This window comes from Streptomyces sp. NPDC005931 (assembly GCF_042871235.1).
In the GTDB taxonomy this organism is placed as follows: domain Bacteria; phylum Actinomycetota; class Actinomycetes; order Streptomycetales; family Streptomycetaceae; genus Streptomyces.
In genome coordinates this window covers 261074-272896 of sequence record NZ_JBIAIG010000002.1, presented here as the reverse complement: position 1 = coordinate 272896, position 11823 = coordinate 261074, and the positions used below count along the sequence as shown (strand labels likewise).

Below are 11823 nucleotides of genomic sequence, written 5' to 3'. Positions count from 1 at the left end.
CCGCGGCCTGGGGCAGGGCTGCTCGCTGGGGTGGGCGGGTGCGATGGCGTGGCCGTCGACGCCGGCACCGGTGACCGTCAGCGTGCTGGTCACCGGCGGACAGCCGGTGGCGACGACGGTGCACTCGCCGCCGTCCAGATCGGCGCAGGCGTACCGCCCGTCCGCTCCGGTCGTGGCCGTGCCGACCACGTTGCCCGCCGCGTCGACGGGCGACACCCGGGCGTCGGCCAGGGGACCGTGCGGGGCCCGGACGACACCCCGGACCCGCGCGCCGGCCTCCAGCCCGACCTCGAGCCGGGTGACCCCGGCGCCACCCACCTCGACGGGCAGCGCCGCCGCCGGTAGCCGCCGGCGTTCACGGCGACGGTCACCGTCCCCGGCACCAGCTCACCGCAGGAGAACCCGCCCTGTTCACCGGTGGTGCCGGTGGCCGGCAGGTCGCCCCGCCCGTCGGTCACGATCACCATGGCGCCCCGCACCGGCAGTCCGCCCTCCGCGGTCCGCACCGCTCCCGGTCCGCCACCGGTGTCCCGCCGAGCCGGATGTCGCACGCGACCGGCTCACCCTTCACCACGACGGCGGACGCCTGCTGCCGGTGCCCGTCGGCGGAGGCGATCAGCACGTACGAGCCCGCCTCGGGGCGCGTCCACCGCGCAGGACCCGCCGGACGGGTGACCGAGCGGCCCGGCTGACGCCCGGCCAGGGAGAACAGGGTGACGGCGGCCCCGGTGCGCGGCGCGTTCTCGGTGCCCCGCACGCACCGCGCACCGGGACGCCGGCCTCCAGAGGTCTCCTCCGCGTCGGCGCCGGAGGTGGTGGCCGGGGCGCCTGCCGAGCGGTCCGGGGCGTCCCCTGTCAGTCACGGCCGCGGCGGTCAGTCACGGCCGCGACCGTGTCCCCGGTGGTGCGCCTCCGGCGCCTTCGCTGCCGAAGCCGTGGTCTCCGGCGTCTCCGACACCTGTGTCTCCGACGCCTGGGCCAGCGCGCCGGTGGTCCGCAGCGGGACCTCCTTGATGAACAGGGTCACCAGGAAGGCGAGCAGGGCGACCGGGGCGACGTAGAGGAAGATGTCGGCGATGCCGTGCCCGTAGGCGCTCTCCAGCCAGGTGCGGATGTTCCCGGGCAGCAGGTCCATGTCGGGCAGCCGGCCGGAGCCGAGCGCCTCGGCGGCACTCGCCTGTTCCCGGGGGCTGAGCGTGCCGATGGTGTCCTCGGCGTAGTGGGTGATCCGGGTCGACATCACGGAGCCGAGCGCCGAGACGCCCACCGCACCGCCGAGGGACCGGAAGAAGGTGACCACCGAGCTGGCGGCGCCGAGTTCGTGCGGGGCGACCTGGTTCTGCGTGGAGAGCACCAGGTTCTGCATCATCATGCCGGTGCCGAGGCCCATGACCGCCATGTAGACGGCGATGTGCCAGTACGGAGTGTCGTGGCGCATGGTGCCCAGCAGGCCGAGACCGGCGGTCAGCAGGGCGCCGCCGGAGACCAGCCACGCCTTCCACTTGCCGGTCCGGGTGATGATCAGGCCGGAGGCGGTGGAGGAGACGAAGAGGCCGGCGATCATCGGGATCGTCAGCACGCCCGACATGGTCGGCGACTCGTCCCGCGCGAGCTGGAAGTACTGGCTGAAGAAGACGGTGCCCGCGAACATCGCGATGCCGACGAACAGCGAGGCCACCGAGGCCAGCGTGATGGTGCGGTTGCGGAACAGGCCCAGCGGGATGATCGGCTCCGCGGCCCGGGTCTCGACGAACACGAAGACCAGCGCCAGGACGATCGCCCCGCCCACCATGGCGGACGTCTGCCAGGACAGCCAGGCGTACTTGTCGTCGGCGAAGGTGACCCAGACCAGCAGCAGGCTGACGGCCGCGGTGATGAAGAACGCGCCCGCCCAGTCGACGCCGACCCGGCGCCTGGTCTCCGGCAGGTGCAGCGTCTTCTGGAGCACGACCAGGGCGATGAGCGCGAACGGCACGCCGACGTACAGGCACCAGCGCCAGCCGAGCCATGCGGTGTCGGTGATCACGCCGCCGACCAGCGGGCCGCCCACGGTCGCGACGGCGAAGGTGGCACCCAGGTAGCCGGAGTAGCGGCCGCGCTCCCGGGGGGAGATCATCGCGGCCATGATGATCTGGGCCAGTGCGGTCAGACCGCCCGCGCCCAGGCCCTGGATGACCCGGGCGGTGATCAGCATGCCGGGGTTCTGCGCCATGCCGGCGACGACCGAGCCGACGATGTAGATGACCAGTCCCATCTGGACGAGCGCCTTCTTGCTGACCAGGTCGGCCAGCTTGCCCCACAGCGGCGTGGAGGCGGTCATCGCCAGCAGCGAGGCGGTGACGACCCAGGTGTAGGCGCTCTGTCCGCCGCCGAGGTCGGTGATGATCTCGGGCAGGGCGTTGGAGACGATGGTGGAGGACAGGATCGCGGCGAACATGCCGAGCAGCAGGCCCGACAGTGCCTCCATGATCTGCCGGTGCGTCATCGGAGCGTGGCCTTCGGAGGAGCCTCCCCCGTGCTTGGCATGAGCCCGCACACCGGCTGGTGTGGTCGTTGCCATGGGCTTCCTTCTCTTATGTGGTCGCGGGTGTACGGGTGGTGCCTTCGGGAGCGGGAGACGCCGGGCGGGACGCGGGCCGGCAGTCGTTGAAGCTGTCCCGCAGCCGTGCCATGAGGAGCGTGAGCGTGCCGACCTCCTCGTCGGTCCAGTCGCCCAGGCGCTCGGCGAGCAACTGCGTGGTCCGCCGGAACAGTTCGTCGAGCCGGTCCCGGCCGGCGGGGGTGACGTGCAGGATGCGGGAACGCCTGTCGGCGGGGTCGGGGGCGCGCTCGATCCATCCGCGCTCGGCCAGATGGGCGACGTGCCGGCTGGTGACCGAGAGGTCCACGGCGAGCAGCTCGGAGAGCCTGCTCAGCCGCATGGGGCCGTGCCGTCCCAGCAGCGCCAGCACACCGGCGGAGCCGCTGTGGCAGTCGGCCGGCATGATCCGGTTCATCTCGCGCTTCACGGCACCGAAGGCGCTGAACTGCCGGACCAGCTCCTCGTACTGCGCCCGCTCGGCCATGGCACCTCCCACTTCGTTGCTTAGGGCAACCATAGAACTGAATGGTTGCTGCAGGCAAACAAAAGCCGTCGGGGTTGCGGCCAAAACTTGGCAAAGGCGTCTATGGGGGCGGTAAACGTCCAGGTCGCGGGCGAGGACCGGGGGGCGGGCCCGCACGTCGCGCACTCCTGGCCCCCGCTTGGGCGGCCCACCCCCGATTCGCTAATGTCTCGGGGCATGGCTAACACCCAGGGCCCGCAGGGCCATCACGACCCGGCCGGCAGCACCCAGATGTTCCGCGCGTTCGTCGACGAGGTTCCCCAGGGCCGGCAGGCCGCCGCGTCGGGCGGTCCCCGGATCGGCCTGATCGTCGGCGTCGTCGTCGCCGTGGCGATCGTCGCGGCCGTGGCCTGGCTGGCGCTGAAGTAACACGGAAGCACTACGGACACGGCGCGGCCGCCGTCGCGCCCGTCAGGGGCGCCCCGGCGGCCACGAGTCCGAGTCGGGACGGGTCCCGGATCCGCGGGGGCCGCGGGCGGGACGGGTACCGGCGCCTTGCGCGCCGGTCGTGCGTCAGTCCGAGATGAGCCCCTCCCGCAGTTGTGCCAGCGTGCGGGTGAGCAGGCGCGAGACGTGCATCTGGGAGATGCCGACCTCCTCGCCGATCTGCGACTGGGTCATGTTCGCGAAGAAGCGCAGCATGATGATCCGGCGCTCCCGGGGCGGCAGCTTGGCCAGCAGCGGCTTGAGGGACTCGCGGTACTCCACGCCTTCCAGCGCCGTGTCCTCGTAGCCGAGCCGGTCCGCGAGCGATCCCTCGCCGCCCTCGTCCTCCGGGGCGGGGGAGTCCAGCGAGGAGGCCGTGTACGCGTTGCCGACCGCGAGCCCGTCGACGACGTCCTCCTCCGACACGCCCAGCACGGCGGCGAGTTCGGTGACCGTCGGGGAGCGGTCCAGCTTCTGGGAGAGCTCGTCGCTGGCCTTCGTCAGGGCCAGGCGCAGCTCCTGGAGCCGGCGCGGCACCCGCACCGACCACGACGTGTCGCGGAAGAACCGCTTGATCTCGCCGACCACCGTCGGCATCGCGAACGTCGGGAACTCCACGCCGCGTTCGCAGTCGAAGCGGTCGATCGCCTTGATCAGCCCGATGGTGCCGACCTGGACGATGTCCTCCATCGGCTCGTTGCGCGAGCGGAAGCGCGCCGCGGCGTAGCGCACCAGCGGGAGGTTGAGCTCGATCAGGGTGTCCCGGACGTAGGCACGCTCCGGGCTGTCCTCGTCGAGTGCGGCGAGCCGCAGGAACAGGGAGCGGGACAGGGTGCGGGTGTCGATGGCCGCCGTGTCCGGGAGGGCCGGAGCGGGCGCGGCCGCGAGGGCCGGGACGTCATCGATGGGGCCGAGTGCGTCGAGAGCATTGGGAGCTGTCTCGCTCTCCGCGAGCGTGAGCACCTTCGAGCTGCCCTGGTCTGCGGACATGCCACCCCCTTTGGGTCGCGGGACGGTCGCGGCGAGCGCTCCCGTCTGAGGAACGCAGCCTTCACCTGAATACCGGAGCCGAAGCCCCGGCAAACGCGCTTCCGGCAGAATGTCACATGTCGGCAACGCGCTGTAGTGACATGTCGACATCTGAGACGCGAATAGGCCCTGGAAACAAGGGGTCTGACGGCCTATCGGCAGGAAAAGGCAGACTAGAACACCGGTGGGTGATTCGCTCTTTCCGGTTACGCGTCGATCCTGTTTGCGGATCGCAGCCGCTGGAAGCTACGTGCCAGTAGCCGGGACACGTGCATCTGCGAGACCCCGAGTTCCGCACTGATCTGCGACTGGGTGAGGTTGCTGTAGTACCGCAGCAGCAGAATGCGCTGCTCCCGTTCGGGGAGCTGGACCAGCAGATGCCGTACGAGGTCCCGGTGCTCGACGCCGTCCAGTGCGGGGTCCTCGTAGCCGAGCCGGTCCAGCAGCCCGGGCATCCCGTCGCCCTCCTGCGCGGCCTCCAGCGAGGTGGCGTGGTACGACCGCCCGGCCTCGATGCAGGACAGCACCTCCTCCTCGGTGATGCGCAGCCGTTCGGCGATCTCGGCGGTAGTGGGGGAGCGCCCGAAGGCGGTCGTGAGGTCCTCCGTCGCGCCGTTGACCTGCACCCACAGCTCGTGCAGCCGGCGCGGTACGTGGACGGTGCGGACGTTGTCCCGGAAGTACCGCTTGATCTCGCCGACCACCGTAGGCATCGCGAAGGTCGGGAACTGCACGCCCCGGTCCGGGTCGAAGCGGTCGATGGCGTTGATCAGCCCGATGGTGCCGACCTGGACGACGTCCTCCATCGGCTCGTTGCGGGAGCGGAAGCGCGCGGCGGCGTAGCGCACGAGCGGGAGGTTGGCCTCGATGAGCGCCGCGCGTACTCGGGCGTGCTCCGGCGTGCCCGGTTCCAGCTCCTTGAGCTGACCGAACAGCACCTGGGTGAGCGCCCGGGTGTCGGCGCCGCGGCGCTTGGCCGGGGACGGGGCGGAGGACACCTCGTCCTGGGGCGGCGCAGTACTGGCCGACACGGTCAACGCCACCTCTTCATCGGTCGAATCGTTCGTCGACGGCCCGTCAACTCATCCGTCAAAAGCGGTCATAGCATCACAAGACAGGCTCACTGTGTGCAAGCACCGCATATTCCGTGTTGAAGGCAAATCTGGCCATAAACACACGAAAGCCCCCCGCCGTCACGGCGGAGGGCTCCGGGAGGCGGAGGGTCAGAACTCGTAGTCGGCGATCACCCAGGTGGCGAACTCGCGCCACATCCCGACCCCCGCCTGGTGCTCGGGGTGCTCGACGTAGCGGCGCAGCGCAGCCGGGTCGTCGAAGGCCGAGTTGATGGCGAAGTCGTAGGCGATGGGCCGGTCGCTGATGTTCCAGGCACACTCCCAGAACCGGATCTCCGGGATCTTGCCCTCGAGCGAGCGGAAGGCCTCCACGCCCTTCGCGACCCTCGGGTCGTCGCGCTCGACGCCCTCGTTCAGCTTGAAGAGCACCAGGTGGCGGATCATCACTTTCCTCCGTTGGCCAGCCAGGTCATGAAGTCGCCGATGGCGTTCGCGGCGTCCGAAATGCCTTCGAAGCCTATCTGGACGTAGTCGGCCGCCTTGGCCGGGTCCGTGATGATCACGTACAGCGCGAAGACCGCAAGGACGTAGACGGCGGCCTTCTTCGCGTTCACCGCCATCGCGGCCTCCCTGTCGCTTCCCCTGTCACGATGTGCGCCGATGTCCCACGCGCCTCGAGCGCGGCCATGATCGCACGAAGGGCCCCGCCTGACGACGGGGCCCTTCACGAGCGGTAGCGGAGGGATTTGAACCCTCGGTGACTTGCGCCACACTCGCTTTCGAGGCGAGCTCCTTCGGCCGCTCGGACACGCTACCGAGGGAGACCCTACCGCAAGGTGCGGCGTGGTTCGAAATCGGTATTCACCGGTCCCGGAAGAACTCCGTGAGCAGCCGGGCGCACTCCTCGGCGAGCACGCCCTCGATCACCTCGGGCCGGTGGTTGAGCCGCCGGTCGCGCACGACGTCCCACAGGGAGCCGACCGCGCCCGCCTTCTCGTCACGTGCGCCGTAGACGACCCGGTCCACCCGGGACTGCTGGATCGCGCCCGCGCACATGGTGCACGGCTCCAGCGTGACCACGAGGGTGCAGCCGGACAGCCGCCACTCCCCGAGCCTCGCGGCTGCCCGCCGCACGGCGAGCACCTCCGCGTGCGCGGTGGGGTCGCCCACGGCCTCGCGCTCGTTGTGCCCGGCGGCGAGCACGGTGGTGCCGTCCGGTGCCAGCACGACCGCACCGACGGGCACGTCCCCGCCCCGGACGGCCCGTTCGGCCTCGTCCAGGGCGAGTCGCATGGCGCCCCGCCAGCGGTCGCGCACCGGATCGGGCGCCACCGGTGCGTCCGGCGGTTGCGGCACGGTCCGCGCGGCCGTCCGCCCGGTCAGCGGACGGTCTCCAGGACCTCCGAGGCGCCCAGGGCCTCGGCGATCTCGGTGAGGGCGTCCTCGGACATCGAACGCAGCTCCTTCTCGCTCACGCCCAGGTCCTCCAGGACCTGGGCGTCACCGACCGGCCCGCGCGGCACGGCGTCGGCGGAGCCGGAGGCCGCGGCGCCGTCGTCGGCGTCGTCGTCCGGTTCACCGTCCTCCGTGCCGTCGAGGTCGAGGGCGTCCAGGTCGGCGCCGTCGTCCCCGGGCTCCCGGCCGAGCAGCTCGTCGGTGAGCAGGATCTCGCCGTAGCTGCTGCGTGCGGCGGCGGCGGCGTCGGAGACGTAGATACGAGGGTCCTCCTCGCCGTCCACGCGGACGACGCCGAACCAGCCGTCCTCCTGCTCGATCAGTACGAGCACCGTGTCCTCGTCGGGAGAGGCTTCCCGGGCCAGGTCGGCCAGATCCGACAGGGTCTCCACATCGTCGAGCTCTGTGTCGCTCGCTTCCCACCCGTCTTCGGTGCGCGCGAGCAGTGCGGCGAAGTACACCGTGACTCTCCCACTGGTCATAGGCGTGCCGGTTGGAGGTCCCCCCGGCGGAGGTTGCGGGCGGGAAGTGCTTGATACCGCTTGCGAGTCCCACCCACTCGGAATCGTGGCAGAAACAAGGCCATCAGGGGACGTCTTCGGCTCCCTGTGTCCGGCAGTTTCGACCGCACGCCGCCGAGTACGCCCGTGAGGACTCACCAGCGCACTCGTTGCCGCCACGTGCGGATCGTACGCGGCCGCGGGCGCCGTTCCCCCATGACCACCACGGTGAACACGCGCGCGTGCCGCGATCTTCCCGGTCCCGCCGATCCGCGCACCCGGCAGCGCCCGCGCGTGGCCGTCTACCAGCGGAAGGTGCGCATGCGCATCGCATGGCGCAGCCGGGCCGCCTTGGCGCGGCGCGGCTGGACACGGGCGCGCAGCTCCCGCGCCTCGGCGAGTTCGCGCAGGAACCGGGCGCGGCGGCGCCGCCGCTCGGCTTCCGTCTCCGCTTCCGTGTCGGCCGCGTCGGAGATCCGGCGCGGCGACGGATCTTCTCGGGAATCCTGCTCAGGCATCGGTTCACCACCCCAGTCCGTCCCTCCCACTTTCCCCCGGACGGGTCGTTTGACGCCAGCGATCGGGTGGCGGCGGGTCCGGGGGCTTGCCCGGCACGTGGACGCCGGGCCCATCAGGCCCGGTTACTGTGGGGACATGCGTCTCCACGTCGTCGACCACCCCCTGGTCGCCCACAAGCTCACCACGCTGCGCGACCGGCGCACCGACTCCGCGACCTTCCGCCGTCTCGCCGACGAGCTGGTCACCCTGCTCGCCTACGAGGCCACGCGCGACGTGCGCACCGAACAGGTCGACATCCAGACGCCGGTCTCCCGGACCACGGGCGTCAAGCTCTCCCACCCGCGCCCGCTGGTGGTGCCGATCCTGCGGGCCGGCCTCGGCATGCTGGACGGCATGGTCCGGCTGCTGCCGACCGCAGAGGTGGGCTTCCTCGGCATGATCCGCAACGAGGAGACGCTCCAGGCCTCGACGTACGCCACCCGGATGCCGGAGGACCTCTCCGGGCGCCAGGTGTACGTCCTGGACCCGATGCTCGCCACCGGCGGCACGCTGGTCGCGGCGATCCAGGAGCTGATCAAGCGCGGCGCGGACGACGTGACCGCCGTGGTGCTGCTGGCCGCCCCGGAGGGCGTCGAGGTCATGGAACGCGACCTGGCGGGCACCCCGGTGACGGTCGTGACGGCCTCGGTGGACGAGCGCCTGAACGAGCACGGCTACATCGTGCCCGGCCTCGGCGACGCGGGCGACCGGATGTACGGGGCGGCCGAGTAGGCACGCCCCGCGCCTCCCGCGGCGCCCTTGTTCAGCAGCCCTTTTTCGCGGCGGGCGCCGGCTTCGGCTCGGTCAGTGCGGCCAGCGCCCGGTCGGCGTCCGCCTTCGCCGTCAGCCGGGTGAAGCGCTCGCCGATGATCAGGTCGACCTCGGTGCCCTTGCGGACGGTGTCGGTGCGGCGCTCGGCGCCGGTGAGCTGGGTGCCGAGCACGGCCAGCGAGGTGTCGCGGGCGGACGCGGGACCGAGCAGCACGCCGGTGCCCTTGACCTTCTTGTCGTACTGCTTGCTCGCGTTGCCGACCTCGCCGATGGAGAAGCCGCGCTTCTTCAGCTCGTCGGCGGTCTTCTTCGCCAGGCCGCCGCGGGTCGTGGCGTTGAGGACGTTGACGGTGATCCGTCCCGGCTCGGGCAGGGCCTTCGGGCGGGGCGACGGGCTCGCCTCGGCGGCGCAGGCCGCCTTGGTGCCGACGGCCGCGGCGGGGTCGCCGCCGCCGGTGAACACGTCGACGAGCTGGACCGTCCCCCACCCGGCCACGCCGAGCACGGCGACGGACGTGACGGTGAGGACCACGAGCCTGCCGCGCCGCCGGGGCCGGCGCATCCGGGGGTACTTGTCACCCGTGATCCGGTACTGGCCGCCCATGCCGGGAGGAGTCAGCATGCTCATGAGCGCAGCGTAGTGCGCCCGGACAGCTCTGCCTACTAGATGATCATCCGACTGCGCACAGTCCTACCCGAAAGGGTCAAACCGGACCCGTCAGGGGTGCGTCGAGGGACTGGCCCGGGCCGTCAGTCCAGTTCGAGGACGCGGGCGTGCAGCACCTGGCGCTGCTGGAGTGCCGCGCGGACGGCGCGGTGCAGGCCGTCCTCCAGGTACAGGTCGCCCCGCCACTTCACGACGTGCGCGAAGAGGTCGCCGTAGAAGGTCGAGTCCTCGGCGAGGAGGGTCTCGAGGTCGAGCTGCTGCTTGGTCGTCACGAGCTGATCGAGGCGGACCGGGCGCGGCGCGACGTCCGCCCACTGCCGGGTGCTCTCCCGGCCGTGGTCGGGGTACGGCCGGCCGTTTCCGATGCGCTTGAAGATCACACGGAAAGCCTACCGGTCAAGACGTTCCGGGCGCAGCCATGGCGCCGGAGTACGACGTTGAAAAAGACGCCTGAAAGCAGGGCATACCGGATCATGGGCATGACCGGAGCGGCTGTGGGATGCGGTCATCGGGCCGGGGCGGGCCTCGATCGGCATTCCGGCGGCGGCGTGGGCGTACGGGTCATCGGAGACTGCGAGTCTGTGTGTGGTACGCGTGCCTCGCGTGATGTGCGTTCTCTGGCGTGCATGGCGTGCATGGCGTGCTGGCGGGTGACGAGTCCGCCACTGGCCAGGGATCTTCCGAGCCCTTGGGTTTCCGGTGTCCTGAGGCTCAGGAGTCCGTGGGACTCTCGGAGTCCGTGGGGTCCTCGGAGTCGGCCGGGTCGTCGATGTCCTCGGCCTCCTCTTCGTCCGTGGGCTCCTCTTCGTCCTCGGCCTCCTCCGTGTGCTCCGGGTCCCGGGGCCGTTCCGGCTCCCGTGAGGGCTCGGTCGGTGCGTGGCCGCGGGGGCCCCGTGGGCCGTGAGGGTCCGTCGGGGCGTGTTCGTACGGATCGTGCGGGGTGCTGCCCGGTTCTGGGGCGCGGCCGTGCGGGGCCGGTGGGCCGGGGGAGCCCGGGGCACGGGGGGCGTGCGGCCTGGCCTCGTGCGGGCCGGCGGTGTGGCCGTCCCGGGAGCCGCGCTCGGGTTCCCAGGGGGAGCCGGTGGGTGGCTCGGTCATGCTCCATGCTGGAACCCGCCGGGGCCACGGCGCCACTTGGACCACCCGCGCGACGATGGACCGGTCTGGCGCAGACGACGCACCGGTCGGGCGCAGGGGAGGACCGGCCTCGTGCAGGGCCGCAGGGGCGGGCGCGTGCAGGGGAGGAGCCGCCCCGTCCGGCGCAGGACCGGCCGGCTCCTGGGAACGGGGACACCGGCTGCGGTGACCGGGACGGCCGCCCGCAGGGGCCGTCCACCCCCGTGATGCCTCGACCCGGCCGGGTCACCTGCCCTTCCGGCCGTCGGCCGTCTTCCCCGCAGTCCCCGACTGTGCGGCCTTCGCCGCCTTGGCCGCGGCCTTCACCTCCTGCTTGTGGGCCCGTACCTTGGCCAGGGACTCGGGTCCGGTGATGTCCGCGACGGAGCGGAAGGACTTCTCCTCGCCGTAGGCGCCCGCCGCCTCGCGCCAGCCCGTGGGGCGTACCCCGAGCTGCTTGCCGAGCAGGGCCAGGAAGATCTGTGCCTTCTGGCGGCCGAAGCCGGGGAGTTCCTCCAGGCGGCGCAACAGTTCCCGGCCCGTGTCGACACCCCGCCAGACGGCCTCGGCGTCACCGTCGTAGTGCTCGACGAGGTACTGGCACAACTGCTGGATGCGCCCCGCCATCGACCCCGGATAGCGGTGCACCGCCGGCTTCTCCGACAGCAGGGCGGCGAACGCCTCGGGGTCGTACGTGGCGATCTCGTGGGCGTCCAGGTCCTCCGCGCCGAGTCGCCGCGCGATCGTCGCCGGGCCCTTGAAGGCCCACTCCATCGGGATCTGCTGGTCGAGCAGCATGCCGGTCAGCGCGGCGAGCGGACTGCGGCCCAGCAGTGCGTCGGCCTCGGGGTCCTGGGCGAGGTGAAGAGTGACGTCCATGCCCCGATGATCGCGCGTCCCCACCCACGGCGCGCGCCGGTGCGTCCAGCGCCCCCGGGTCGACGCGCCGGGCACTACGCCGTCCGCCTCCACGGCCCCGTGCCCAGGACCGGCGCCGGTACGTCACCGTGTCCCGCGCCCGGGGTGCCCCCGGTACGGCGCCGCCTCGTCGTCCCCTGGGCCTGCACTGGTACGGCGCGTCCCGCGCCCGGGACGCACGCCGGTGCGTCGCCCCTGTCTCCCCC

At 71.7% G+C, this 11823-nt stretch carries 14 protein-coding genes, 1 tRNA gene and 1 pseudogene; 2 read left to right on the top strand and 14 right to left on the bottom strand.

Features of this window, described 5'->3' with window-relative positions; translation table 11 throughout:
* Positions 1–21 precede the first annotated feature (21 nt).
* Positions 22–2485: pseudogene (locus ACFYOV_RS05210) on the bottom strand (MFS transporter); the annotation flags it as partial.
* Between the two features lie 88 nt (positions 2486–2573).
* Positions 2574–3065, bottom strand: a complete 492-nt coding sequence (locus ACFYOV_RS05205) for a MarR family winged helix-turn-helix transcriptional regulator (RefSeq protein ID WP_389082999.1) — start codon at positions 3063–3065, stop codon at positions 2574–2576.
* Between the two features lie 216 nt (positions 3066–3281).
* Here ACFYOV_RS05205 and ACFYOV_RS05200 point away from each other — a divergent pair, with 216 nt between their 5' ends.
* Positions 3282–3473 carry a hypothetical protein gene (locus ACFYOV_RS05200; RefSeq protein WP_389082996.1) on the top strand — a complete coding sequence of 64 codons (192 nt, stop codon included), beginning with the start codon at positions 3282–3284 and terminating at the stop codon, positions 3471–3473.
* 144 nt (positions 3474–3617) lie between these two features.
* Here the strand turns inward: ACFYOV_RS05200 and ACFYOV_RS05195 are convergent, their stop codons facing one another.
* From ACFYOV_RS05195 to ACFYOV_RS05160, 8 genes are all read right to left on the bottom strand, one after another.
* Complete coding sequence (locus ACFYOV_RS05195) at positions 3618–4520, bottom strand: RNA polymerase sigma factor SigF (RefSeq protein WP_389082993.1); 903 nt, start codon at positions 4518–4520, stop codon at positions 3618–3620.
* A gap of 245 nt (positions 4521–4765) precedes the next feature.
* Positions 4766–5596, bottom strand: coding sequence for an RNA polymerase sigma factor SigF (locus ACFYOV_RS05190; protein ID WP_389082991.1), 831 nt, complete (start codon positions 5594–5596; stop codon positions 4766–4768).
* A gap of 186 nt (positions 5597–5782) precedes the next feature.
* The gene (locus ACFYOV_RS05185) at positions 5783–6076 is read right to left on the bottom strand and encodes a Dabb family protein (protein WP_389082988.1); all 294 of its coding nucleotides are present in this window, start codon (positions 6074–6076) and stop codon (positions 5783–5785) included.
* The gene (locus ACFYOV_RS05180; RefSeq protein ID WP_389082986.1) at positions 6076–6252 is read right to left on the bottom strand and encodes a hypothetical protein; all 177 of its coding nucleotides are present in this window, start codon (positions 6250–6252) and stop codon (positions 6076–6078) included. Before ACFYOV_RS05180 ends, ACFYOV_RS05185 begins: the two co-directional genes overlap by 1 nt.
* Positions 6253–6363: 111 nt before the next feature.
* Positions 6364–6448, bottom strand: a tRNA-Ser gene (locus ACFYOV_RS05175).
* Between the two features lie 45 nt (positions 6449–6493).
* Positions 6494–6925, bottom strand: a complete 432-nt coding sequence (tadA, locus tag ACFYOV_RS05170) for a tRNA adenosine(34) deaminase TadA (protein ID WP_389084061.1) — start codon at positions 6923–6925, stop codon at positions 6494–6496.
* A gap of 86 nt (positions 6926–7011) precedes the next feature.
* Positions 7012–7548 (bottom strand): hypothetical protein, encoded by a 537-nt coding sequence (locus tag ACFYOV_RS05165; RefSeq protein ID WP_389084058.1) that lies wholly within the window; start codon positions 7546–7548, stop codon positions 7012–7014.
* Positions 7549–7889: 341 nt separating this feature from the next.
* Positions 7890–8105 carry a hypothetical protein gene (locus ACFYOV_RS05160; protein ID WP_389082983.1) on the bottom strand — a complete coding sequence of 72 codons (216 nt, stop codon included), beginning with the start codon at positions 8103–8105 and terminating at the stop codon, positions 7890–7892.
* Between the two features lie 136 nt (positions 8106–8241).
* Between ACFYOV_RS05160 and upp the strand changes: the two genes are divergently transcribed.
* A complete protein-coding gene (gene upp / locus ACFYOV_RS05155; RefSeq protein WP_389082981.1) occupies positions 8242–8877 on the top strand; it encodes a uracil phosphoribosyltransferase in 636 nt (211 codons plus the stop codon).
* 31 nt (positions 8878–8908) lie between these two features.
* On the opposite strand, the gene ACFYOV_RS05150 is transcribed toward upp, so the two are convergent.
* The 4 genes from ACFYOV_RS05150 to ACFYOV_RS05135 form a co-directional block, all read right to left on the bottom strand.
* Positions 8909–9520, bottom strand: coding sequence for a LytR C-terminal domain-containing protein (locus ACFYOV_RS05150; protein ID WP_389084056.1), 612 nt, complete (start codon positions 9518–9520; stop codon positions 8909–8911).
* A gap of 146 nt (positions 9521–9666) precedes the next feature.
* Positions 9667–9963, bottom strand: a complete 297-nt coding sequence (locus ACFYOV_RS05145) for a type II toxin-antitoxin system VapB family antitoxin (protein WP_004929488.1) — start codon at positions 9961–9963, stop codon at positions 9667–9669.
* A 331-nt stretch (positions 9964–10294) separates the two neighbouring features.
* Entirely contained in the window at positions 10295–10681 is a 387-nt protein-coding gene (locus tag ACFYOV_RS05140) for a hypothetical protein (protein WP_389082977.1), read from the bottom strand.
* 264 nt (positions 10682–10945) lie between these two features.
* Positions 10946–11578, bottom strand: a complete 633-nt coding sequence (locus ACFYOV_RS05135; protein WP_389082975.1) for an HhH-GPD-type base excision DNA repair protein — start codon at positions 11576–11578, stop codon at positions 10946–10948.
* Between the last annotated feature and the right edge of the window lie 245 nt (positions 11579–11823).